This window comes from Phnomibacter ginsenosidimutans (assembly GCF_009740285.1).
Lineage (GTDB): Bacteria > Bacteroidota > Bacteroidia > Chitinophagales > Chitinophagaceae > Phnomibacter > Phnomibacter ginsenosidimutans.
This window is the reverse complement of sequence record NZ_CP046566.1, coordinates 979,357-1,004,384: the sequence shown is the minus strand read 5'-3', so window position 1 is coordinate 1,004,384 and position 25,028 is coordinate 979,357. Positions and strand designations below refer to the sequence as shown.

Below are 25,028 nucleotides of genomic sequence, written 5' to 3'. Positions count from 1 at the left end.
TACCAGCGGGTACCGTAGCTGTCAGACCTTTGTCGTTGAACTATCGGCAGCAAGCCCATGCACCGCAAACATTTTATTCAATCACTGGCAGCCATGTTGCCGCTATCCGCCATTGCTATGCAAGTACAGTCGCTCCGCCGCATTGCACAATCGTTTACCAACACGGCAACGATGCCCGTGCTTTTTTTGGGCCATGGCAGCCCCATGAATGCCATAGAGGAAAATGAATTTGTGGCGGGATTCAGAAAAACAGGACAATCATTGCCCAGGCCGCAAGCCATTTTGTGCATTTCGGCACACTGGGAAACCCGCGGCACTTTTGTAACAGCCATGGAGCAGCCCCGCACCATTCACGATTTCGGCGGCTTTCCCCAAGCGTTGTTTGCCGTGCAATACCCGGCTCCCGGTAGCCCGGAGCTGGCCCGCATCACGCAAGAAATCATTACCCAAACACCCGTTGGGTTGGATGAGCAATGGGGCCTCGACCACGGAGCGTGGAGTGTCATCAAACACCTCTACCCCGATGCCGATGTGCCGGTGATACAAATGAGCATCGACTATACCCAAGGCCCTGCCTACCACTACGAGCTGGGCAGGCAGTTGGCAGCGTTGCGCAACAAGGGCGTGTTGATTGTGGGCAGTGGCAACATGGTGCACAACCTGCGCATGGTGGCCTGGAACAAGCTGGATACCCCCGGCTTTGGCTACGACTGGGCATTGGAAGCCCGTGAAAAAATGAACGCCGCCATCCTCAGGGGCGACCATCAGACGCTGGTCAACTTTCAACAACAGGGCCGTGCTTTTGACTTGGCCATTCCTTCTCCGGAGCACTATTTACCCCTGTTGTACACCCTCGGGCTGCAGCAAAAAGGCGAAGCCATTTCCCTCTTCAACGACCAGGCCTTGGGCGGCTCGCTGACCATGACCTCCGTAAAAATTGGCTAGAAAATATAAATGGGCACTGAAAACCAGTGTTTTAGCTTGATGTAAATGGGTAAGGAGGCGCCGTTGGTGCCTCTTTTTCCGGGCCCGAAAAAGATGGCAGAAAAAGGACTGAAAGCCTTGCCACATCAGCATTTTGCCCTACTTTTGCAGCCCCGAATATTAAACCATCGGGGTTTTATCATGAATTTCTTTTTGAAACAACTAAACGCAGATGCACAGGAGAACGCTGGCGCCGCTGAAGAAGCTGCAGCCGAGCCTACTGCGACAACAAATGTACCTGTGGAGGCTCCCGTAGCCGAAACTGTAGCCACTGCTCACGATGACTTCGACTGGAGCATCGACAAGCGCAACGTAGCTACTTACAATGCCAGCGAAAGAGAGAAGTACGACAAAGTGTACGATGCTACTTTCCGCACTTTCAATGACGGTGAACTGGTTACCGGGATTGTAGTGGGCATGACCAAAACTGATGCCGTTATCAACATCGGCTTCAAGAGTGATGGCTTGATCAGCCTGAACGAATTCCGCGATGCCCCCATTCAAATTGGCGACGAAGTGGAAATTATGGTCGTAGAAAAAGAAGACCGCAACGGTCACCTCAACCTCAGCCGTCGTCAGGCCCGCATCAGCCGTGCCTGGGAAAAGATTGTGGAAAGCCACAAAACAGGCGAAGTGGTTACAGGTACTGTTACCAGCAAAACCAAGGGCGGCTTGATTGTAGACGTATTTGGCATGGAAACCTTCCTGCCAGGCTCACAAATCGATGTGAAGCCGGTAACCGACTACGATCAGTTTGTAGGAAAGACCATGGAATTCAAGGTGGTGAAGGTGAACGAAACCATCAAGAACGCAGTAGTAAGCCACAAAGCCCTCATCGAAAGCGATATCGAAGCACAACGTGCCGAAATCATTGCCAAGCTCGAAAAAGGTCAGGTACTGGAAGGTACCATCAAGAACATCACCGACTTCGGTGCGTTCATGGACCTCGGTGGTTTGGATGGCTTGTTGTACATCACCGACATCAGCTGGGGCCGCATCAACCACCCTTCAGAGGTGTTGAAGCTGGACCAGAAGCTGAACGTGGTAGTACTCGACTTCGACGACGACAAGAAGCGTATCAGCCTGGGTCTGAAGCAATTGACCCCACACCCATGGGATGTGCTGCCTGAAAGCATTCAGGAAGGCAACACCGTGAAGGGTAAAGTGGTGAACATTGAAGACTACGGTGCATTCCTCGAAATTCTGCCTGGCGTAGAAGGTCTGGTACACGTAAGTGAAATTACCTGGGCCAACACTCCTGTAAACGCTAAAGAATTCTTCCAACTGGGCAACGAGCATGAAGCGAAGATTGTGACGCTGGACAAAGACAGCCGCAAGATGAGCCTCAGCATCAAGCAACTGAGCGACGACCCATGGAGCACCATCGAAGACAAGTATCCTGTTGACAGCCGTCATACCGGTATTGTGAAGAACATCACTCCTTACGGTGTGTTTGTTGAAATGGCTCCTGGTATCGGTGGTATGATCCACATCAGCGACCTCAGCTGGTTGAAGCGTTTGAACCACCCCAGTGAGTACACCAAGGTTGGCGAAAACATCGACGTGATCATCCTCAACATCGACAAAGACGGTCGCAAATTGCAACTGGGCCACAAGCAACTGGAAGAAGATCCCTGGAACAGCCTGGGTGAAACCTTCCCTGTAGGTTCTGTACACGAAGGCACCGTGATTAAGAAAGATGACAAGGGTGCTGTAGTAAGCCTGCCTTACGGCCTCGAAGGCTTCGCTCCTGCCCGTCACCTGGCTAAAGAAGATGGCACTACCATTGCTGCTGAAGAAACGAACCAGTTCGTGGTTATCGAATTCGACCGCAATGAGAAGCGCATCGTATTGAGCCACGCCCGTATCTGGGAACGTGTGAAGCAGGAAGAGTTTGAAACTGAGAAGAAAGAGAAGAAGGCTGAAGCCGAGAAAACTCAGAAAGCAGTGAAGAACATCCAGAGCAAGGTAGAAAAAGCAACCCTGGGCGACCTTGGTGTGCTGGCCGACCTGAAGAAAAAACTGGAAAGCGGCGAAGGCAACTAAGCTTTTGCAACACTCACTTGCCACGCAAGTGTAGCTTCCAAACATATAAAACCGCCCTGTTGAAAAATGGGGCGGTTTTTATTTTATTAAAACAATGTCGTAGATACCTTTGCGTTATCTATTACATCGGATTGTAATTTAAACTCAAGCATATGTCTGTAGACCAACACACTGAGCAAGATCACAAACACTCCCGCCGCCATCGTAACAACGATGAAAAGTTTGAAGAAGAGGTAAAACAGTTTACGGAAGACCCGGCCAAGCTGGCCCGTGAAATACTGAGCCTGAAAAAGAATTGAACCGCCTGCACTACAAGGTAAAATCCTATCAGGAATCGAATCGCAGCCTGCAAATAATATCTGCAGTTATCACATTCATCTTACTGGGTGTAATTGTAGCCAAATTGTACAGCGGTAAATAATCACGTGCTTTTATTGTAGCTGCCGCAGCAACAAATCGTTGAAGTTTTGCAACGAAGAAATTTTTAAATCGGCTGCACCCCAGCGGGCCTGTTGAAGCTGTGCTGGAGCAGGCACCACCACGCATTTTATTTTGGCAGCTTTGGCTGCAATCATACCGTTAAATGAATCTTCGAAGCAAATGCAACGGAGCGGATTCACGTTCAATGATGCTGCACAATCCATGTACACCTGCGGATGAGGTTTGCCAAAAGGCAGGAATTCTGCACTGGTCACCACTTCAAAATAAGAACGAATCTGTAGCAAATCGAGCACTACATCTGCCAACCGCATGGGCGATGAAGTAGCCAGCCCGATGCGTACGCCTTTTTGCTGAAAATATTGCAGGATGTATGGCACACCGGGCATCATTTTACCTTGTGCTTTTACCAGCTCAATTACCGCATCAATAATATCTGTTTCGGCCTGCTCAATATTGGCCTGTTGCAGATTAAAATGAGTGAACCAATACTGCAGCCACTCTTTGGTACGCAGCCCTGTACTTGTAGCATATTGTGCATGCGTAAGTGTAACCCCAAACTTTTGCAGCAAAGCACCACCAGCCTGCTCCCACAAGGGTTCGCTATCAATGAGCAATCCATCCATATCAAAAATTACGGCTTCGGTAGTATTGGCATTCATGCCGCGAAGTTGCAGGAAGATGTGCATACATGCCATCTGCTGATACAAATCATGAACAGAAAATCAGTTCGACAGTAATTTTCCTACTTTAGCCGCCTAACTACAACGTGATTGCATGTCCGGTTTCGGAGAGAAAATAGCGAACAGCCCGCTGATAAAAGCACCTGTGTACACATTGGTGGGCCTGGCCAGTTGGCCCGGTCTGAATGTGGTAAACAAAACACAGATCAGCGGCATGGAGCACATCAAAGATTTGCCGCACCACAATGTATTGTTCGTCAGCAATCACCAAACCTATTTTGCCGACGTCATTACTTTCCTGCATATTTTTTGTGCCCGCCGCTGGGGCAAAATGAACCGCCTTGGATTGCCTTATTATCTGCTCATTCCTTTTACCCGTGTAAAGTTTATTGCAGCAGAAGAAACCATGCGCAGCAGCCTGCTCAGCCGCTTGTTTGCATTGGCTGGTGCCATCAGCATTAAACGTACCTGGCGGGCCAAGGGTGAAGATGTGCAACGCCAACGCGACGAAACAGACACGCAAAAAATTGATGAAGCATTGCAACGCAACTGGGTGATTACTTTTCCGCAGGGTACCACCAAACCTTTTGCACCCGGCCGCAAAGGCACAGCACACATCATCAAAAACAACCGCCCTATTGTGGTGCCGGTTGTTATCAACGGCTTTTGGCGGGCTTTCGATAAAAAAGGATTGCAGTTTAAAAAACGGGGCTCAACACTTAGCATCAGTATTAAACCACCCATGCAAATTGATTATGACGCACCGGCTGATGCCATACTGGAACAAGTAATGGATGCCATTGAGCAAAGCAAAAAATACATGCTCAAAGGCAAGCATCATTTCATGAACTTATTGGATAAATAAATCCAAAGTCCGTTATCCTGTAATCTTCAGGTGCTTGATGATTTTCTCCGGATCAAAATCACGATCCACACTGGGCAGGTAAATTTCAAAAGCTTCGTTGCGCAACTTCTTCGCATACTCGGGGCTGAAAAAGTGGTTGCCATCTTTTACCACATAGTTCAAAATGAAAAAGCGATACGCTTCCCGCAGAAAGCGAATTTCATCCGCTTTCAATGGAAATACTTTGTGGTATTCGGTAAGGAACGTTAAGAAGCGAGGCTCCATCATGGTATCTATCACATAGCTAAAAACGGTTCTGTCGCCCACATCACTTACTACCCTGCTCAGAAAATAAAAATCGAGCATGCGGTAGCTGATGCGAAACCAGTCATAATCCCAGCGGCTGAACAATTCATGCTTATTGATGACGGAAAAATTGCCAATGTTCCAGTCAATAAATACAGGAATCAATTCAAAGGAACTGACGTTGCATTTTAACCGGTTTTTCAAAAACTGTTCGCAGTGGTACTTGATTAAATCGGCATGCATGCGGCTGCCAAATGTGCGTGGATTTTTTCGACAGTCTGCAGCAGCGCATTGATATCCGTACGCAATGTTTTGCCCGACTTAGGTATCACATTTTTGATACGGGTACAAGCCAAATGAAATTTTGCCATTTGCCTTGCCAGACTTTTAATGTGTGCATCATCTAAGCGGCGGGGCAGGCGCTCCATCACTCTGGTAGGATTATAAAACACCACCCATACATCATGCTTCGCTTTTTTATGGCGGTAGATGTACACCCTGTTGTTTTTCTGCAAGCTTTTGGCCAGCAGGTTTTCGAAAGGGTACAACAGATTATTGCTCAGCGTTTGAATGATACGATGGTCTTCTTTGAAAAACTCATACTTGCCATAGCTGGACGCTTTAGCAATGATGAAATCGCCATCAGTAAAAATGACTTTGCAAACCCGGTTGGTACTTACGTACACACTCAGGTCTTCAATGCGGGCAATGGTTCGGCTGGCATCGTAACCTTCCCATGCTTTATGGATGATTTGATTGTAATCGATGTTCATAGTGGCGGATAAACCTAACTGTACTTTGTTTCGAAAGTCAGTTTAAATGATTTCAAAATAACGGCGTAACTCCCAATCCGTTACTGTATCGCTGAACTGCTTCCATTCATGAATACGAGTAGCTGTAAAATGTTGCACAAATGCTTCGCCCAGCAGCTCATTTGCCAAAGCAGATTGCTGCATGGCATAAGTAGCATCGGCCAGATTGCTGTGCAAAGGCAGGTTGCTTTCTTGTGCGTAGGCATTACCTGTGGTAGCAGCCAACCGCAACGGTATTTGATGTTTGATACCATACAAACCTGACGCCAACGCTGCAGCCATTGCGAGGTACGGATTACTGTCCGAACCGGGGATGCGTGTTTCTACCCTTGTCGCTTTTGCATACGGATGCAACACCCGGATAGCAGCTGTTCTGTTGTCATAACCCCAGCTTACGGTAGTGGGTGCCCATGCTCCTTCTACCAGTCGCTTGTAGCTGTTGATGGTGGGTGCATACATCGGCATGATGTGTGGCAGACACAACAACTGCCCGGCCACATAATGCTCCAGCAATTTGCTGATACCCCGCTCCTTTGCCGCATCGGCAAACAAATTTTCACCATGCTCATTCCACAAGCTTTGATGTACATGACCACTGCAACCAGGCAGCTGCTGATTCCACTTGGCCATGAAAGATGCCATGATGCCAAAGCGGCTGGCTATTTCTTTTACGCCTGCTTTAAACAGTACGGCTTTATCTGCAGCAGCCAACACTTCATCATGTGCAATGGCGGCTTCGTACACACCAGGCCCTGTTTCTGTATGCAAGCCTTCGATGGGAATGTTGAAAGCGGTGAGTTCATCAAACAAAGCATTGTTGTAGTCTATCAACTGCGAAGGCCGCAACACAGAGTAGCCAAACATACCCGGTGTAACGGGCTTGGGTTGCTGATGATTTTTATCGGCTAATGACTGAGGCGTTTCTGCAAAATTGAACCATTCAAATTCTTGTGCAAAACGGGCCGTAAAACCCATGTCGGTTGCTTGCTTCGCCACTTGCTTCAGCAGGTTGCGGGGGCATGCAGCCACAGTTGGAAAATCGGCCAGCAACAAAGGCATGTTGTCTTGCCATGGAATTTCTCTGAGTGTAGATGTAACCAACCGGCACAGTGCATCCGGAAAGCCCGTATGCCAGCCCGTTACCTTTATATCGGTGCTGTACAAAGCATCCTGACTATCCCAGCCAAACACTACATCGCAAAAGCCGGTGTCGTGTTGCAGGGCATCCTTCAATTTTTCGGTAGAAATGATTTTGCCCCGCAGAATACCATCGATATCTGTAAAGGCGAATTTTATTTTTTGTGCCCCACGTTGTTCTAACCAAAGTAAAAGTGCTTGTGCTGTCATGCGGATGTGTAAGCTGTTGGAAAAATAAAGTTACAGGAATGCCAGCCAACGGTTGTTGGGCCAGCGCTGCTTCAGATATTGTACAATGATATACATCACCGGCGGCAAAAGTATAGGCCACAAAATGCTTTTGTACCGGACGATGGCCGTAGCAAATGGAATAGTATAACCAATGAGCAAAAGGATGGGAAGTACTATGACCAAAGCAGCTATGAACCACGATTGTTGTGGCTGGGTAAATGCGCCCACTTTTCTTTTGACTATGAAAAAGAATGCAGCAATAACTGCCAGCACAAAAAAGATATTTTCTGCGGCAAAAGGCAAATCATTCCACGCCCAGCGCAGATTGAGTGGCGGTGTGAGGATGCCTCTCAGTATTGCCGATGGCCATTGCTGCAGCAAGCTCCACCAGCTTTCATCGAGTGCCAAAGCAGCCATTTGTGAACCGCCTTGCAGTTGCGCAAATGCCTGCTGCCGTTGTGCAATGGTTTGCGGAATAGCATTGCCACTCACCAAAGCGAATGCCATAAAACCAACCACAAATACAACCAACATTGACCAACGCTTTGCCGGCCATTTCGTAAACAACCAATAGAGTACAACTGCTGCTACCGCAAAAACCGCTACATAATTGCGCAAGAAAAAAACCAGAGCAATGGCGATGAGCATCCATATTTTATTGGTCAGTTTGGGCTGTTGTGTTTCCTGCCAGGCCCTCCAGGCAAACACACCCAAGCCCAACAAAATGAGGCCATCGCGGTGGAAGCCACTACACCAAAACAAAGTAGACGGCCAACAAACAATTAGGATGAGCAACCAACCAGCATTTTTTTGCTGCAATACATTTTTCCAGCACAAAGCCAACGCTGCCTGCCCCATAAAGACTGCATAATTATAGAACAACAGATTGCTGTTGTAGCTGTCGTTGCTGAGCACATTCAGTACGGAAATGAGCTTTACCAACAGCACATCTTTCACATCGTTCAGCAGGCTGTTTTCAGTGCCCAGTAGGCCCGTATCGGCGGCGTAGCGGGGCGTGTACACATCGGCCAGCCAGGCGGCAGGGTCTTGCAGCAGCCATTGCTTTTCGGCCACGCCGGCAAAAAACATGCGCCAGGTATCTGCGTTTTGAGTGTAGTTGGGCAGGCGGGTAAAAAAGTATCCGTAGGCAATGCCCGCAGCTACTTTCAGCAGGTACAAGCCCACAAGCCACACTGGCGACATACCCGTTTGGCGCAGCCATTGGCTACGGCCAATGAGCCAACCGAAGAGTAGCAGGTATATTATAAAAAGGACGATGCTCAATGAAGAACGTTTTTTCTACAAGGCCCGAAAGTTAGCCCTTGCTGTTGAAACGCATGTACTGGAATGTGGCAGCCGTTCAGCACAAAAGCAGATGCGATGCCGCAAGGCGTTTCAATTTATCTCGTCGTATGTTGCATTATTCTCTATTTTTCCGCCTTAAAGCATTTTTCTACTAAAACTAATCAGATAGCTTATGAGTTTGTTCCTTAAAAAGCCACTTGCCGCCTTTGAAGAGGATATGAAGAAAAGCGAGATGAAGCGGGTACTGGGCAAATGGAGCCTGACCGCCATCGGTATTGGTGCCATTATTGGGGGTGGTATTTTTGTACTCACTGGTACAGGTGCTTATTTCCATGCGGGTCCTGCACTGGCTTTGTCTTTTGTAATTGCCGGTATTGCCTGTGTATTTGCCGCCTTGTGTTATTCCGAATTTGCCAGCATGATACCTGTAGAAGGTTCTGCTTATGCGTATGCCTACGGCACCATTGGCGAACTGTTTGCCTGGGTAATTGGCTGGGGTTTGATATTGGAATACGCCATGGGTTCTATGACGGTGGCCGTTAGCTGGTCAGGTTATTTCAACAAATTGTTGCACCTGTTTAACCTGCACCTGCCCGACTACCTCACTCAAGATCCGGGCAGCTACCAGGGCAGCGGTTTTTCCATGAACCTGCCCGCCACGGTCATTGTGTTGCTCATTACCGCCTTGCTGGTAAAAGGCACCAAGGAAGCAGCCAAGGCCAACAACCTGATTGTTATCCTGAAAGTGTCTGCCGTACTGTTTGTAATTGTAGTAGGTGCGTTTTATGTAAATGCTGCTAACTGGACGCCCTTTGTGCCTGAAGTAGCTCAGGTATCAAACAATGGTGAAGTACACGATGCATATGGCTGGGCCGGTGTTATTTCTGGTGCTGCCGCCATCTTCTTTGCGTATGTAGGTTTCGATGCCGTTTCTACTCAGGCCGGCGAAGCCATCAACCCGAAAAAAGATGTGCCTTTTGCCATCATCATGTCGCTGCTGGTATGTACCGTGTTGTACATTTTGGTATCGCTGGTGCTCACCGGTATGATGAACTATTCAGACTTTAACCCAGCAGGAAAATATCCTGATGCTATTAAAGCTCCCGTAGCCGCAGCCTTCGATTTGGCAGGTATGCCTTGGGCTGTATTCATCATTACTGTGGCTGCCACTGTTGGTCTTATTTCTGTAATGATGGTGATGCTGCTGGGTCAGTCTCGCATTTTCATGGGCATGAGTAAGGATGGTTTGATTCCTAAGTTTTTCAGCGACCTGCATGTAAAAAATAAAACTCCTTACAAGAGCAATATCCTCATTGGTTTGATTGTAGCACTGGTAGCAGGTTTCACCCCCATTTCTACCCTGGCCGATATGACCAGCTTTGGTACCTTGTTCGCCTTTACCATGGTTTGTATTGCAGTGTGGATGCTCCGGGTAAAAGAACCTAACCTCCAGCGCAACTTTAAGGTGCCTGCACTCCCACTGATTGCAGTACTCGGTATTGGCATCAACATTTTCCTGATGTCAAAACTGAACCTGCATGCCATCCAACTGTCTGGTGCATGGTTGGTGCTGGGTGTAGTTATTTACTTTGTATACAGTAAGCAAAACAGTAAACTGAGAAAAGCAGCCAACGCATAATGCTCTGCTCTTTTCACTATCAAAGAACGCTACTCCATCAAGGGTAGCGTTCTTTGTGTAAAGGGTATTTTCAATGCAATCAACAATTACATTTGCAGCCCAAAGCCGAAAGCTAAGGGCTTGATTAAGCATTGTGGAGTTGAAGTGAAGGTCAAGGTTGAGATTGATTAATAAGTCTGTTTCAACTCGTCCATTCTCCCTCACATCAGACATCCTACATCAGAAATCAGAAATATTTTTTTATGGGTCGCATATTTGAAGTACGTAAAAGCGCCATGTTTGCCCGCTGGGATAAAATGGCCAAAAACTTTACCCGTATTGGTAAAGAAATTGTGATTGCTGTAAAAGCCGGTGGCCCCGACCCCAACAGCAACGCAGCCCTTCGCCGCTGCTTTCAGAATGCCCGCAGCGTAGGCATGCCCAAAGACCGTGTAGAAGCGGCCATCAAAAGGGCTCAGGGTAAAGACCTGGTGAACTACGACGAAATTTTGTATGAAGGATATGCCCCACACGGTGTGGCCATTTTGGTAGAAACCGCTACCGATAACCACGTTCGTACTGTAGCCAATGTAAAAGCCATCTTCAACAAAGGTGGCGGCGCCATGGGCAACAGTGGTAGTGTGGCATTTCAGTTTAAAAAAATGGGTGTGTTCAAACTGAAGCCCGAAGGACTGGATGCCGACGAGCTGGAGCTGGAACTGATTGATGCCGGCCTCGAAGAACTGGGTGAAGGCACATCGGACCCCGACAACGCCGGCAACACTTTCGAAGTGCTGGTGCTGCGTTGCGCCTTTGCCGACTTTGGCAGCCTGCAAAAAGCCCTCGAAGAAAAAGGCATCAGCCCCATCAGTGCCGAACTGGAATGGATACCTACCACCACCGTAAGCCTCAACGATGAGCAATCGGAAGAAGTGCTGAAACTGGTAGACAAACTGGAACAAGACGAAGACGTGCAGAAAGTGTTTCACAACCTGGCGTAACACGCTGGCACTTTTTATAACCGAACAGCCCTTTCAAAATTTGAAAGGGCTGTTCGGTTTTTTGACATGAATGAGGATTCGTTGACGATGCTCAATCAGCAATTTTATATCCTGAAATAATACCCGTCATACTGCGGGTTAATAACACAGCACCATTGGTAGGCGAAGCATTAAATACATATCCATAGCTCACATTGACAGGTACCTGAGCGGCAGTGAAATACAAATCTTTTTCCCAGGTAAATACTTCTTGCCCCCGCCAGTTGCTGCCCGTGCCTATTTTTTTAAAGCTGGTGATGTAGTGGGTATCAAAAATTTGGGATAGCCCAACTACCAAACGACCGATTGCATTGGTATTGTCGCCCACGGTTTGCCCGCTGTATTCTACGGCCACGGTAAAATTGCCTTCAAAATGATAGAGCCCTTCTTCTGTGATGGTGATGGCTCCGTTGGTAGGTGTACCAATTGACACCGTATTGGTGTTGTACAATACCGTCCGCGAATTGCTGGTAGAGCCGCCCGTTGTGGTCTGGTTGGTTTGTACGCCAAACCGGATATCATTTTCATAAGCCGTACTCAAAGTTTGCCAGCTGGGAGAGGCCCCGGCACCGCCCGAAGTAAGTACCTGCCCGGTGGTGCCGCTATTGGCATTTACATAAAAAGTGCCGTTCACATTCATATCGCCATTTACATCCAAATGGCGGTTGGGGCTGGTGAGGTTGATGCCTACATAACCGTTTTCACGAACAGTAAGGCGGGGCGTAGCCTGTGTGGTAAGGTGAACCCTGCCGGTGGTATTGCCCGCTCCGGTGCCAAAATCTACATCGGGGGCTGCACCCGAATAAGAACCGAGGTAGCCCACGTAACCGCCATTCTCAAACAAGGCAATGTACATGGGAGCTGCAGCATCAAACCGGGCCGGGCTGTTGGCGGCAGACAATACATCGAGCCGGAAAATGGGATTGTGTTTGCCAATGCCAATGTTTTGGGCAAACCCAAGCATAAAGCCATGCAGCAGCAACAGCAAGCCAACTGGCCTGAGGAATTGATTCACTTTCATAGGTAAGGTTATTGATGGGGAAAATAGTGCATCCCGCCGGAGCATGCAAGCCATGTAAGAAATGAACTTGCCTTGCCAAACGGGAAATAATACTTGGCTTATCCGGCCAAAACAATTGAGTGCTGATACAGCAGGATTAGTCATTTTTCCGCAAACCTTATCTTCGCCGCCAATTATGAGTCAAAAAATTACCGCAGCTATTACCGCCGTCGGCGGTTTTGTACCAGAAGATAAACTCACCAATTTCGATTTGGAAAAAATGGTGGATACCAATGACGAGTGGATTCGTACCCGCACCGGCATTGAAGAACGCCGCATTTTAAAGGGCGAAGGCAAGGGTACCAGCCATTTGGGCACCCCGGCAGTACAACAAATCATTGAGAAAAAAGGCCTCGATCCGTTGGAGATTGATTGTATCATTTGCGCCACCGTTACCCCCGACATGGTGTTTCCGGCCACGGCCAACCTGATAGCCGACCGGGTAGGTGCCAAAAACGCCTGGAGCTTCGACATTGGCGCTGCCTGCAGCGGCTTTTTATACGCCCTTACCACCGGCGCCAGCTTCATAGAAAGTGGCCGCTACAAGAAAGTGATTGTGGTTGGTGCCGATAAAATGAGTGCCATCATCGACTATACCGACCGTGCAACCTGCATCATTTTTGGTGATGGCGGCGGCGCCGTATTGCTGGAGCCCAACACCGAAGGCCTGGGCGTACTCGACAGTATTTTGCGCAGCGATGGCAGCGGCTGTACCCACCTGCACATGAAAGCCGGTGGCAGTGCCAAACCGGCTACCATTGAAACCGTGATGGCCAAAGAACATTTTGTGTATCAGGAAGGTCAGGCAGTGTTCAAGTTTGCGGTAAAAGGCATGGCCGATGTAAGTGCCGAACTATTGGAACGCAACAACCTGACCGCCGACGATATTGCCTGGCTGGTACCCCATCAGGCAAACCTGCGCATTATTGATGCCACAGCCAACCGTATGAACCTGCCCAAAGAAAAAGTGATGATCAACATTCAGAAGTATGGCAACACCACGGCGGGTACGCTGCCGCTGTGCCTGAGCGATTGGGAAAGCCAGTTGAAGAAAGGCGACAACATTGTATTGGCAGCCTTTGGCGGCGGCTTTACCTGGGGAGCCACCTGGATTAAGTGGGCCTACGACGGACAATAAAGTTTGTGCAATCAGGCTTATTAAGACACAATTAAAAGTTTCTTTTAAAGCATTAGTGCCTTTTATTGGTGATTGCAGTCAACAACAATATAAATACGTTATAATCCAAGATGGTCAAGGCCATAGTGAATGATACATTTTTGATTGGTTGCAAAAATGAGAATGCCCCAATAATAATTTACCTCCATGCAGCAAAGTACTTGTTGCTGTTTTGCCAAGTAGTGTAGTAAAATGCGATGGCGATACTTTTGATAGTATCGCCATCCTCTTATCTATGTTTATCTTTTGCGAAACTCAATCTCCTTAGCGTATCATTATTTTGTGAAAGAAGTAATTGTTTTCCGCCACCGGGAAGTTTTATCCAAGCTATTTTGCTGGTCATGGATTTTAATTTAACGCCTGCCTGTGCTGGAGGCAACGTTTCAAAGCGTCCTTTTCCTGTACCCAACAGAACCACGCCGTGATTAGCTGTCATTTGCCCGAATCTTATGCGCATCCACTTTTGTCCACCTGCCAATAATAAATCTGTATACCCATCATTGTTAAAATCTCCGGAGGTGATAGCAGTAACAGGCCCATATTGAGCTTCTATTGGAAGTGCTGCTGCCATGAAGGATGAGTTTCCTTGATTTAAAAATAACATTGTATGCATTTGTGTAACCTGCAATTGATCATTGAATTGCCAATTAAGCCCACTAAAAATTTCAGCAGTAGATACTGATGAGTAGTCTTGAAAACGCAAATACTTTTTCTTGATAAAGGGTAGTTGTTCAGCCAAATCATCCCGATAATAATAAGGCTGCCAGATGCCTTTTTGGTAAGTACTAATTACAGGGTCTATATTGCCATTTCCGTCAATATCTGTTCTGTTCAATAATAATGGCTCGGCATCATTGGCTTTCCATTGACTATTTACACCAAAGTTGCCAAAAAGAATATCGGAGTCACCATCATCGTCTGCATCACATACATGTATGGATTGCCATAATCCATTTTTTGCAGTAGGAAAGTATTGTATAACTGAAGGCGACAATTTTCCTTGCCTATTGATAAAAACCTGCACTGGCATCCAAATACCTGCTACAATTAAATCGAGATATTGGTCGTTGTTCAAATCCAGCCATACAGCATCATTAATCATGCCTGACTGTGCCAGTTCCTTTGCGTTGCCCGCTGTAACATTTGAAAACGTACCCTTTCCATTGTTTTGCAACAAATAAGAAACAGGTAATGAAGGAAACTGGCCAGGTACAACATTACTGCCAATAAATAAATCCAAATCTCCGTCATTGTCAAAATCAGCAGGTGCAATCACTTTAGAGCTACTGAGCATTACGGGTAGTGCTCCATTGGCTTTTAAAAAATTGCCTTTACCGTCATTTAAATAAAGCCTGTCTTGCAATAATGCATCGGCTGCTGAAAACTCATACCCTCCAGACGCTACATATAAATCATTAAATGAATCTCCGTTAAAATCAGCAAACATAGCATCTATGTCTTCATGCATTGAGTCAGCATAAATAAAAGGTTGTGATAATTTCTTAAAACCTCCATTGCCATCCTGCTTCAATAGCATCGATGGCTTCCCTTTGGCACCACCTACAAATACTTCCTCAATTCCATCATTATCAATATCAGCAACTGCCATACATGGTCCCATTCTGCTGAAGTATTGATACAAAAGCGGCTGTTGCGAGAAATCATTATATTCATTTTCTACGTGGCTAAATGCAGGTATGCTACTTTGCCTTATAATAGGAATTTTACCATTAATTTTTTCTGAACTAAATGAAGCCTCACTATAGTTAATCAGAACAGTTGAGCCAGCCACAGTGGGCTGTACATGGTTTATAATATTGCCATCTGGCCAAATTACTTTTATTGAGTCGGCTTTTGCTACAGCCCCAATACCAAAAACCAACAGATTGTGTACAGCACTTTGGAAACCACGTGTTGGGTTGAGGGTTTGCACATATTTTTTCCCATTTGCAAAAACTGATACAGTTGCGCCCAAAGCGTCTCTATTACCGGGCTTACCCAAAAGTCTGACAGATATGGACTGTGATGCTTCCGGATGTAATGACGTAGTCTCATTTTTATAAATACCTGCAACGTCATTAATGTTACTTACCACTAGATCCAAATCGCCATCTAAATCTAAATCGCCATATGCGGCGGCGGCACTAAGCGTTGGCTTTTCCATGCCCCAATCAATGGTTTTGTCTTCAAAATAATCACTACCTGTATTGCGAAATATGAAATTCGGTTGGCTGCTGGATGGCATTAATGCCAATGCTTTTTCTACAGTTTTACTGTTGTTGTCATATTGTGATTGTGCTATAAGGTCTGACATGGAGTATTGAATAAAATCCATATCAGTGTAATCTTTTACATATCCGTTTGTTACAAATAAATCTTTGAAACCATCATTATCAAAATCAGCAAGCAGCGATGACCAACTCCATTCGGTGGCTGCAATACCTGCCAGCTGGCCCACTTCCGAAAATGTACCATCTCCATTATTTTTCTGGAGCATATTACGGCTATATTGATGGTGAATACCTGAATTAAATAGCTGCTGGAATTTGTTGAAATTTTCGGCGCCGTTATGGGTGTTTTGGGATGCTGCAGATGCAGGAAGCATATCCAAAGTCACTAAATCTGTAAGGCCGTCGTTGTTGTAATCAGCTGCGTCGCAGCCCATGGAATAAAGTGACACCTGATCAAAAGATTCAGTCGCCAGCTCTTTAAACGTTCCGTTTTGCTGATTGACAAAATAGTAGTCTGGCTCATTAAAATCATTGCATAAGTAAATATCTGGCCATTGATCATTGTTTAAATCAGCAACAGATAAACCCAGGCCAAATGAAAACACATTGGATGTGATACCTGCACTATCACTTACGTTGTAATAATAACCATCATCGTTTCTGTATAGTCTACTAGAAAAATCTGGATTCGAAGTCTTTCGTAAAGCTTGATTTTCCTGCAGGCCTGTAGTGTATCTCTGCAAAGAGTGATTGGCTACAAAACAATCTAAGTCTCCGTCTCTGTCATAATCAAAAAAAGCTGCCTGTGTGGAATAACCTGCATCATCTAAACCGTATTTTTCAGCCTGCTCTGAAAATCCGTTTTGTTGATTATTGATATACAATAGATTTTTTCTTCGAGTTGCATTGCCATCAGCAGAACGGCAAATGTAAATGTCTTGCCAACCATCTTGATTAATGTCTACCAAGCGTAACGCCGGTACACCAACCCTGAGCTTTTCCAATGCCAGATTGGGTAGTAATATCCTCAAAACTCATATTCCCTTTGTTGAGATAGAGCTTGTTGCTCACCATATTGCCAGTGAAAACAATATCTGGTAGACTATCATTATTTACATCGCCAATTGCTACTCCGGCACCGTTATAAAAATAGGTGTAGTTAAGTACGTTTAAATCAGCTGTTTCTTCAATGATATTATTGAACGTAATACCTGTCTCATTGCTTTGTAGTTGTGTAAAACGTTTTACGCTACCCTCTCTACACCCAGTGCTAAATAGAAGCACAAAGAACATTGAAAGTTCTAATCCATTTTTTTTCGAAATAGTCATAATGATATTCTAAACGAAGACTATGAATAAACAAAAAACGCCGCATATAAATACGGCGCTTTTTGCACTAACACACACATTAGTTCTTATCCCACCAAAGCTTTGTTGATGCTTTATCGGGGCCACCTAGTAGTGGTACGGCTGCTTGCACAGCGGTGCCGTTGGTATTCTTTTCCAAATCAATAAAAGGTATGCGCCGGATTCTAGTACCCACAGGTAAATCAGCATTATCACTATTCACCACGGGGTATTGCTGTAATACACCCATACGTCTCACATCCGCCCAAGCTTCAAATCCATCAGGATACAATGCCAGCCATTTTTGCTGTGCAATTTGCTTGAGTTGAGTTGTTGGATCTGCTGCCCAAGCTATCGGATAATCATTTACCGCTGGAGAGTTAAGTGCATCAGCGGGTGCAACTGGCTGAGCAGCGCTATTGATATAAGCATTAATTGCAGCAGCATCGGTGATGCCCCACTGGCGCATAGATGTTTCAATGCCCTTTTCATATAGTTGCTTAGCAGAGGATCCTGCGTTCCAGCCCAAAAAAGCAGCTTCTGCACGAAGGAAATATGCTTCTGCAGCATGCATAATATTTCGTGGTGTACTCAGATTGTTGTTCCAATTTGCGCCACTACCTGTAACCCAACGTGTTCCTACATTTGAGTTATTGTCGTTACTATTTAAAGATTGGCCCAATTGCGTAGCTGTAAGACCGTTTCTAATACCGTCATAACCTCCGGTAGCTGATGCTGGTTGAAAATATACGCCCATCCTTGGATCGCTATATCCTTTTAGTACTGATTCCATGGTGGCACTCATTCTAAACTCATTCCAGCCAGCAATACCTGCCAATCCATTTGCATCGTTACCTGCGGGTGTGGTTTTCATGTAAGCATCATCAGCCTCACTGGTCATTACACCGGCGGCAATTGCAGCCTCGGCTTCTGCCTTTGCTTTGGTTGGGTTTACTTTAGAAATGCGCATAGCCAATCTCAATTTCAGGGTATTTGCAAACTTTTTCCATTTGCTAATATCACCACCATATATCAAATCAAAGTTTCCGTAAGGCGTAGCGGTGCTGTTACTGTTCAATACAGCTATAGCGGCATTCAAGCGGGTAAAAAAGTCATTATAAATTTGCTCCTGACTATCGTATGGAATAGAAGCAAGCGGCTCACCAGCTTTAGAATATGGAATAGGGCCATAGTAATCGGTAATCCGATGAAATGACCATACCCACCAAATTTGAGCCAACGCGTTTTCGGCAGAGTTAGCTTCAGTATTAGCCATTAGGGTTTTCAACTGTGGAACAACTTCGGTATACTGGGGAAGCCAGTGGCCAGGTAGCCAGTCAAACACAATCGTATATCTGTCGCTGGGGAAGTATGTTGCGGAAGTGGCAAAATACTGAGCATACAGGTCGGCAAATAAATTTTGTGCTACTTGATAGTCTGCATATTTATAAGATGCAGCAGATTGAGCTTTAGAAAAAAGGAACGGGTACTCAGATGCGCCCAAGGTTGTGAGCTTAGTTTTATCTGTATTTAGTTCATCGAACTTTTTTGTACACCCTCCCAACAACAAGGCAGCTGAGAGCATTGCAGCGCCAATGATTTGCTTATTCATAAATACAATTACTTTAAATTAGAAAGAGAGTTTAAGATTTACACCAATGCTACGTGTAGATGGCATATTGCCATATTCTACACCCTGAAAGTTTGAAGAACCAAGGCTGAGCTCGGGATCGAAATTCATTTTTCTTTGTCCAACTCCTGGAATGTCCAGTATAGCACTACCACGGTACAAGAAGAAGAGGTTACGAGCTACCAGAGAAAGCTTTGCTTGCTTGATAAACTTTACTGGCAGTTTTTTAAACTGATATCCTACGGCCATTTCTCTTACCCGTACGTTAGTGGCATCGTAGGTAAAAAATTCAGCCCAAGAATAACGACCACCTGAAACTGTAGTCCAAAATGTTTCAGCATTGATAGGCGTCGTATTTTTAGTACCATCTGCTCTAACTGCATCGAGCGTCCAATTGCCTTCACGATTTGTTTCTGTGTAATCAGCGGTACCATCAAAAGCGAAGTTTGCATCTGTGCCAGATGTTGCTACTCCTCCAAATCGACCGTCGATAAGAACAGATGCTACCCAATTACCGAAAGAAAAATTATTGCCCCATCCCAAAGTAAATTTAGGGTTGAAATTGCCTACAAACTTGGTTGAAGCAGTACGCACTGGCCTGCCGTTATCATCCACTACATATTTACCATTCAGCGTTTCCCAACCATAAGCATACAGGTCACCATAGGAGCCGCCAACATTTACTGCTACATTGGCTGTTCGGCCAAATGCACCGCCAATGAATGTACTTTGAATATCATCGCTAAGTGCAATAACCTTGTTTTTGTTACTAGCCATATTCACCATCATATCCCAGCTAAAGTTTTTCTGGTTTACAGGCCTTCCGGTGAGTGCAATTTCAAAACCTTTGTTTTCTATATCACCTGCGTTAATGTATTGAAACTCGAAGCCGGATGCAGGAGCCAAACCAAGTCGCAAGAGTTGGTTTTTAGAGTTGGTTTTGTAATAAGTGAAGTCTACACCCAGACGGTTCTTGAAGAAACGCCATTCCGTACCAAATTCGAGAGCCGTTGTGAGCTCTGGTTTCAAATCTGCAATGGCTTTGGTTCTATCCTGGCTAATGAAACCACCTGTACCGCCCTGGCTGAAGCTGTATGTTTGAGAAAGCAAATGAGCGGGTGCATCATTACCTACACGGGTATATGAAGCTCTTACTTTACCGTAAGTCACCCAAGAAGGCATCTTCATTATGTCAGACAACAAGGCTGTAACACCAAATGAGGGATAAAAATAACTGTGCGGACTTGGCAAAGTTGAAGACCAATCATTGCGGGCTGTTGCATCAAAGTATAAGATGTCTTTGTAGGACAGTTGTGCAGTACCATAAACAGATTGCAACTGTGTTTGTACATTGCTTGTTTGTGTACTCAGGTTTGCTGCAAAAGAAAGATCATAACGATTTGGCACCAGCAGACCGTTAGCATTCGTGAAACTAAGATTCTGCTTACGGTCGAGCACAGATGTACCTAAATTGTAAGAGATACTGAAGTCTTTACCGATATTGTTTTTACCTGATAACAACAGGTCGATATTTTGCTCAGACACCTTAACATTACCTTCAGAGTAAGAACCTCCGGCCTTTGCAAACAGAAGCGTATTGTTGGCAAAACGATCCGTAATTAAATCATCGTACCTGTCATAGCTGGCTCTGCCTTGAATACTAAGCCAGTCGGTAAGTTCATATTTCATAGAAACCAGACCTATGATACGATTCCGTTCTTCATTTCTGTGTGTATTCTTAACCGTCCAGTATGGATTCATATAAATAGAAGACGTAGTCCAGTATTTCTGTGTTTCTATACCTGATGAATTTACTGAGCTATAATCCTTCACATCGTCAAGATTAACGTTGCGGGGAATCTTGTAAAGATTCATCATCACAGAACTTTCTTCACCAAGGCGAGGCTTGTTGAAAAGGTTCTGTATCATATATGTTATTTTGGCATCGGCAGATAGCTTCGAACTGATTTTGGCACCAATTCTAAAATTGAAAGTGTGCCTGTTCAAGCTATTGTCTGGTATAATACCTTCAACATAATTGTTGGCATACGAAAAGTAAGATTGTACTTTATCAAAACCACCATTGATTGCAATAGAGTTATTGACGCTTTTACCCGTTCTGAAAAAGTCTTTTATGTTGTCTTCTTGTGCAGTAAGCGCTGTTTGCTTTCCTGTCCAGTCTGTTACCTGCTGACCTGTCATTTTTGGTCCCCAGCTTTGACTGGCGTTAGCAGAAAACGCACCACCGTTGCCTTGCCCGTAAGTATTTTGTAAGGAAGGCAATAACATGGGGCTATCAAATGCAACGCCTGAGTTGACATCTACGCCCAATTTTCCAGCTCTGCCCTTTTTAGTAGTAATCATAATTACACCATTGGCAGCACGGCTGCCATACAGGGCAGAGGCTGCAGCACCTTTCAGCACATTGATGGACTCAATGTCATCGGGGTTAATATTGGCTGCACCATCGCTACCGTTCTGTCCGCCAAAGTCGTTATTCACCTGACCACTTGGCGTAGAGTTGTCTACGGCTACACCATCTACTACAATAAGTGCATTGTTGTTTCCTTGCAGCGAACGGTTGCCACGAAGAATGAAACGAGATGCACCGCCAGGGCCCGATGCAGATTGCGTAACAACCAAACCTGCTACTTTACCAGAAAGTGTATTGGCGAAGTTTGCATCTCTCACCTCATTAATTTTATCCCCGCTTACTTTTTGTGTAGCATATGTAAGCGACTTTGCCTGCCGCTGTATGCCCAAGGCGGTTACTACCACTTCACCTAAATCTCCTTCAGATTTATCCAATGAAATGTTTGCAGTATTTGTACCGGCAGATACAGTTAGTTCTTTTTCCTGATATCCTACAAAGGATACCACTAACACTACATCTCCAGCGGGTACCTGTATAGAGAACCGGCCGTTACCATCTGTAGAAGTGCCAGATGTTTTTCCTTTAAGTGTAACAGATGCACCAGAAAGTGCTTCGCCAGATAAGCCGGTAACTGTACCAGAAACAGTACGTGCCTGCCCATAAGAAATGGTCGTCCACAACAATATAAGCTGGACAAAAGCTAAAAGCTTGATTTTTCGCATAGCAAGTTAAGTTTTGAATGAAAGATGCAAGAAATAACAATCAGACATTTAAAAATTGTATTCCTTCTTACAACTAAAGTATAGGAATAAGTTTTTGAATTACGACTTAAGTGGCAGTAAAACGTTGTAGTAAATTTTTACAATCGTTCTACGCTTTAGCCCTTATCATTTCAATTAATTTACTGCTTAAACACAGGTGAGGATAAACACTCAGCTATCAGTAAAATGCTATTTTATGCGACTGACTTCGCTTGACTACTTCAGAGGAATGACTATTTTTTTCATGATATTGGTTAGTCTTCCCGGCAACTATTACACTACGCATCCAGCATTACTGCATGCTAGCTGGCATGGATTTACACCAACCGATTTGGTATTCCCATCTTTTTTATTTGCTTCGGGTAATGCTATTGCACTAACAGTGGGCAAATACAACCTTCCTAATCATTTACTGGTAATGAAAGTTATAAAAAGAGCTATCATCATTTTTACACTTGGCATTCTTTTATACTGGTTTCCTTTTATTGATTTCCTTGCAAAGGAGCTCCGTTTTTTTCCAGTTTCAGATATCAGGTTTTTGGGAGTATTACAGCGCATTGCCATTGTTTATGCCTTGGTTAGTATCATGTCGATATACATTTCTACCCGTGGCATAGCTATTATTGCGTTATTAATTCTGCCAGTTTACTGGCTGCTATTGTACCAGTTACCGCATGGCATTGATCCGTTGTCTATTAAGGATAATGCAGTTTTGTTTATTGACAAAAGGATTATTGGAGATGCTCATTTATATAAAGGAGAAGGATTCCCTTTTGATCCGGAAGGATTGCTAAGTACTATACCATCTTTAGTTAATGCAATGGCTGGTTTTATTACTGCAAGGTTTATAAAGGCAAGAGGTATTTCTGCCTTATCAGTTTTACAGTTAATGGTGGCCGGTGTAATGATGATAGCAGTAGCTTATATATGGTCTTACAGTCTTCCATTCAATAAAAAGATTTGGACCAAGCTCCTTTGCCTTGTACACATCAGGGTTAGATGTTGTAATCATTTCTTGCATAATGCTGCTAATTGATATTCTTAAAAAGAAATGGCTACTTATTTTTTTTATCAGCTTCGGAAAAAATCCACTTTTCATATACCTTCTTTTTGAATGCACAGGTTCTATGCTGTACTTAATTCACATTCGTGAAGACTTGACTCTATATCATTGGATATTCAATACTTTTTTTTCGTGGGCATCTGGATATTTAGGTTCATTTCTTTTTGCACTGTTCTTTGCCCTGATATTTTGGCTCGTAGCAAATTGGTTAGATAAAAGGAAGATTTACATCCGTATATAATTGCAGAAAATAATATCAGGAAAAAGCAACTATTCCAGAGGCTCAGACAATTATAAGCTGTTATAAAACCAGTTTGAATAGCCATTAATACAACCATGTGATATTCAATATCGAAAACACAATTTTAAAAAGAATTACAGCCTGCAAAAAGAGCCAGAAATATTTCATAAAACGTTGTAGTATATAATGGTAAAAAGAAATAACTACATTCATTTTCCAAGCAATAAACCATATGAAAAAATCGGTTAGCAGAAGACGTTTCGTACAACAAATTTCATTAAGTGCAGCTGCAGCAGGCCTTTTACAAACATCTGCGATTGCCCAACCTTTTGAATCATCTAAAAAAATAAGATTAGGATTTATTGGTGTAGGAGCAAGAGGCAGGCTTCACATGTCTGAAATGATGAAAAGATCGGATACAGAAATAAATGCCATTGCAGATCCTGATGCATCAAGCATTGCAAAAGCCTTGGCTGTAGCCAAGCAGCAAAATAAAAAAGAGCCTGCTGTTTACTCAAAAGGCGATGAAGACTTTCTGAAGCTACTCCAAAGGGATGATATAGACGCTGTAATCATAGCATCGCCATGGAGTTGGCACCTGCCGCAATCTTTGGCAGCAATGAAAGCAGGCATTGCCGTAGGCCTTGAAGTAAGTGGCGCCGACAGACTACAAGACTGCTGGGATTTTATAGACACTTATGAAGAAACGAAAACACCCATAATGATAATGGAAAATGTGTGTTATCGTAGAGATATTATGGCCATATTAAATATGGTACAGCAAGATAGATTTGGTGAACTTCTACATTTGCAAGGAGGTTACCAGCACGACCTTCGTGCAGAACTTTTCAATACCGAAAGTCCTTGTTGTAATGGTGTAGAATTTGGAGAAAAAGCATTAGGATCTGCTAAATGGAGAACTGAACAGTATGTGAAAAGGAATGGAGAAATTTACCCTACACATCAGTTAGGCCCTATTGCCACCATGATAAATATAAACAGGGGTAACAGGCTCACAAAACTTTCGAGCATTGCGTCAAAAGCCAGAGGTATGAACAGGTATGTAGCTATGAACCCCAAAGGAGGCCCCAATCATCCTAACGCAAAACTGAAGTTCAACCTCGGAGATATTGTAACTACTCAAATTCAAACTGTAAATGGAGAAACGATTGTACTCACACATGACACGTCCTCTCCACGTCCCTACAATTTGGGCTTTAAAATTCAGGGAACAAATGGTTTGTGGCAAGATTTTCATGAAGGAGAACCCGACCAGGGAATGATCTTCTTTGAAGATAAAAGCCCGAAACATACTTGGGAAAATCCTAAAAAATATATCGAGCAATATGACCATCCACTTTGGCAGAAATATGCCAAACAAGCGGAGGGAGCCGGACACGGTGGGATGGATTTTTTTGTAGCAAACGCATTTATTGAGAGCCTCAAAAACAAAGTACCATTCCCATTGGACATATACGATTTAGCCACCTGGTATTCAATAACTCCACTTAGCGAAGCATCAATCGCATTGGGTGGACAGCTTGTAGAAATTCCTGATTTTACAAGAGGAAAATGGAAAACAAGAGCTCCGTTCGCCTCATTCAATTCCAGATCTTTTTAGCAGCATCGTTTCATAAGCAAGCAAATAAAGTTATGGTATGTCTATACTATAACTTTTTACTTTTAAGCATGTTTGGAAA

19 protein-coding genes are annotated in these 25,028 nt (G+C 44.6%); 9 read left to right on the top strand and 10 right to left on the bottom strand.

The annotated features are described in order from the left end of the window. Positions 1 to 57 precede the first annotated feature (57 nt). The 3 genes from ygiD (at position 58) to GLV81_RS04390 (ending at position 3,329) form a co-directional block, all read left to right on the top strand. Entirely contained in the window at positions 58 to 945 is an 888-nt protein-coding gene (ygiD, locus tag GLV81_RS04400; protein WP_246186247.1) for a 4,5-DOPA-extradiol-dioxygenase, read from the top strand. A gap of 180 nt (positions 946 to 1,125) precedes the next feature. Next, on the top strand, positions 1,126 to 3,030 hold the full coding sequence (gene rpsA, locus GLV81_RS04395; RefSeq protein ID WP_157477214.1) for a 30S ribosomal protein S1: 1,905 nt from the start codon (positions 1,126 to 1,128) through the stop codon (positions 3,028 to 3,030). Positions 3,031 to 3,182: 152 nt separating this feature from the next. After that, on the top strand, positions 3,183 to 3,329 hold the full coding sequence (locus tag GLV81_RS04390; RefSeq protein WP_157477212.1) for a hypothetical protein: 147 nt from the start codon (positions 3,183 to 3,185) through the stop codon (positions 3,327 to 3,329). A 132-nt stretch (positions 3,330 to 3,461) separates the two neighbouring features. On the opposite strand, the gene hxpB is transcribed toward GLV81_RS04390, so the two are convergent. After that, positions 3,462 to 4,130: a hexitol phosphatase HxpB gene (hxpB, locus tag GLV81_RS04385; protein WP_197428927.1), complete on the bottom strand. Its 669-nt coding sequence runs from the start codon at positions 4,128 to 4,130 to the stop codon at positions 3,462 to 3,464. 115 nt (positions 4,131 to 4,245) lie between these two features. Between hxpB and GLV81_RS04380 the strand changes: the two genes are divergently transcribed. After that, complete coding sequence (locus GLV81_RS04380) at positions 4,246 to 5,016, top strand: lysophospholipid acyltransferase family protein (RefSeq protein WP_157477208.1); 771 nt, start codon at positions 4,246 to 4,248, stop codon at positions 5,014 to 5,016. A gap of 12 nt (positions 5,017 to 5,028) precedes the next feature. On the opposite strand, the gene GLV81_RS19225 is transcribed toward GLV81_RS04380, so the two are convergent. From GLV81_RS19225 to GLV81_RS04365, 4 genes are read right to left on the bottom strand one after another with little or no spacing between them, the layout of a single operon-like run. Further along, positions 5,029 to 5,544 carry a hypothetical protein gene (locus GLV81_RS19225; protein WP_197428926.1) on the bottom strand — a complete coding sequence of 172 codons (516 nt, stop codon included), beginning with the start codon at positions 5,542 to 5,544 and terminating at the stop codon, positions 5,029 to 5,031. After that, positions 5,529 to 6,074, bottom strand: coding sequence for a hypothetical protein (locus GLV81_RS19220; protein WP_197428925.1), 546 nt, complete (start codon positions 6,072 to 6,074; stop codon positions 5,529 to 5,531). Before GLV81_RS19220 ends, GLV81_RS19225 begins: the two co-directional genes overlap by 16 nt. 42 nt (positions 6,075 to 6,116) lie before the next feature. Further along, the gene (locus GLV81_RS04370; RefSeq protein WP_157477206.1) at positions 6,117 to 7,460 is read right to left on the bottom strand and encodes a glutamine synthetase family protein; all 1,344 of its coding nucleotides are present in this window, start codon (positions 7,458 to 7,460) and stop codon (positions 6,117 to 6,119) included. A 30-nt stretch (positions 7,461 to 7,490) separates the two neighbouring features. Beyond that, positions 7,491 to 8,765, bottom strand: coding sequence for a hypothetical protein (locus tag GLV81_RS04365; protein WP_157477204.1), 1,275 nt, complete (start codon positions 8,763 to 8,765; stop codon positions 7,491 to 7,493). Positions 8,766 to 8,958: 193 nt separating this feature from the next. Between GLV81_RS04365 and GLV81_RS04360 the strand changes: the two genes are divergently transcribed. Next, complete coding sequence (locus GLV81_RS04360) at positions 8,959 to 10,425, top strand: APC family permease (protein ID WP_157477202.1); 1,467 nt, start codon at positions 8,959 to 8,961, stop codon at positions 10,423 to 10,425. Between the two features lie 242 nt (positions 10,426 to 10,667). After that, complete coding sequence (locus GLV81_RS04355) at positions 10,668 to 11,405, top strand: YebC/PmpR family DNA-binding transcriptional regulator (RefSeq protein WP_157477200.1); 738 nt, start codon at positions 10,668 to 10,670, stop codon at positions 11,403 to 11,405. Between the two features lie 91 nt (positions 11,406 to 11,496). Here GLV81_RS04355 and GLV81_RS04350 read toward each other — a convergent pair whose 3' ends face one another. Beyond that, positions 11,497 to 12,465, bottom strand: a complete 969-nt coding sequence (locus GLV81_RS04350; protein WP_157477199.1) for a hypothetical protein — start codon at positions 12,463 to 12,465, stop codon at positions 11,497 to 11,499. A gap of 175 nt (positions 12,466 to 12,640) precedes the next feature. Between GLV81_RS04350 and GLV81_RS04345 the strand changes: the two genes are divergently transcribed. After that, a complete protein-coding gene (locus GLV81_RS04345) occupies positions 12,641 to 13,642 on the top strand; it encodes a beta-ketoacyl-ACP synthase III (protein ID WP_157477198.1) in 1,002 nt (333 codons plus the stop codon). A gap of 268 nt (positions 13,643 to 13,910) precedes the next feature. Here GLV81_RS04345 and GLV81_RS04340 read toward each other — a convergent pair whose 3' ends face one another. The 4 genes from GLV81_RS04340 to GLV81_RS04325 all read right to left on the bottom strand — a co-directional run bounded on the left by GLV81_RS04340 (position 13,911) and on the right by GLV81_RS04325 (position 21,985). Beyond that, entirely contained in the window at positions 13,911 to 16,916 is a 3,006-nt protein-coding gene (locus GLV81_RS04340; RefSeq protein ID WP_197428924.1) for a VCBS repeat-containing protein, read from the bottom strand. After that, entirely contained in the window at positions 16,867 to 17,241 is a 375-nt protein-coding gene (locus GLV81_RS04335) for an FG-GAP repeat domain-containing protein (protein ID WP_157477194.1), read from the bottom strand. The genes GLV81_RS04340 and GLV81_RS04335 overlap by 50 nt, the downstream gene beginning before the upstream one ends. Before the next feature lie 79 nt (positions 17,242 to 17,320). Next, complete coding sequence (locus GLV81_RS04330) at positions 17,321 to 18,871, bottom strand: SusD/RagB family nutrient-binding outer membrane lipoprotein (RefSeq protein ID WP_157477192.1); 1,551 nt, start codon at positions 18,869 to 18,871, stop codon at positions 17,321 to 17,323. Positions 18,872 to 18,889: 18 nt separating this feature from the next. Then, positions 18,890 to 21,985: a SusC/RagA family TonB-linked outer membrane protein gene (locus tag GLV81_RS04325; RefSeq protein ID WP_157477190.1), complete on the bottom strand. Its 3,096-nt coding sequence runs from the start codon at positions 21,983 to 21,985 to the stop codon at positions 18,890 to 18,892. A gap of 235 nt (positions 21,986 to 22,220) precedes the next feature. Here GLV81_RS04325 and GLV81_RS04320 point away from each other — a divergent pair, with 235 nt between their 5' ends. Both GLV81_RS04320 and GLV81_RS04315 read left to right on the top strand, forming a co-directional pair. Beyond that, positions 22,221 to 23,060 carry an acyltransferase family protein gene (locus tag GLV81_RS04320; RefSeq protein WP_157477187.1) on the top strand — a complete coding sequence of 280 codons (840 nt, stop codon included), beginning with the start codon at positions 22,221 to 22,223 and terminating at the stop codon, positions 23,058 to 23,060. A 500-nt stretch (positions 23,061 to 23,560) separates the two neighbouring features. Next, positions 23,561 to 24,949, top strand: coding sequence for a Gfo/Idh/MocA family protein (locus GLV81_RS04315; RefSeq protein WP_157477185.1), 1,389 nt, complete (start codon positions 23,561 to 23,563; stop codon positions 24,947 to 24,949). The last annotated feature ends 79 nt before the right edge of the window (positions 24,950 to 25,028 follow it).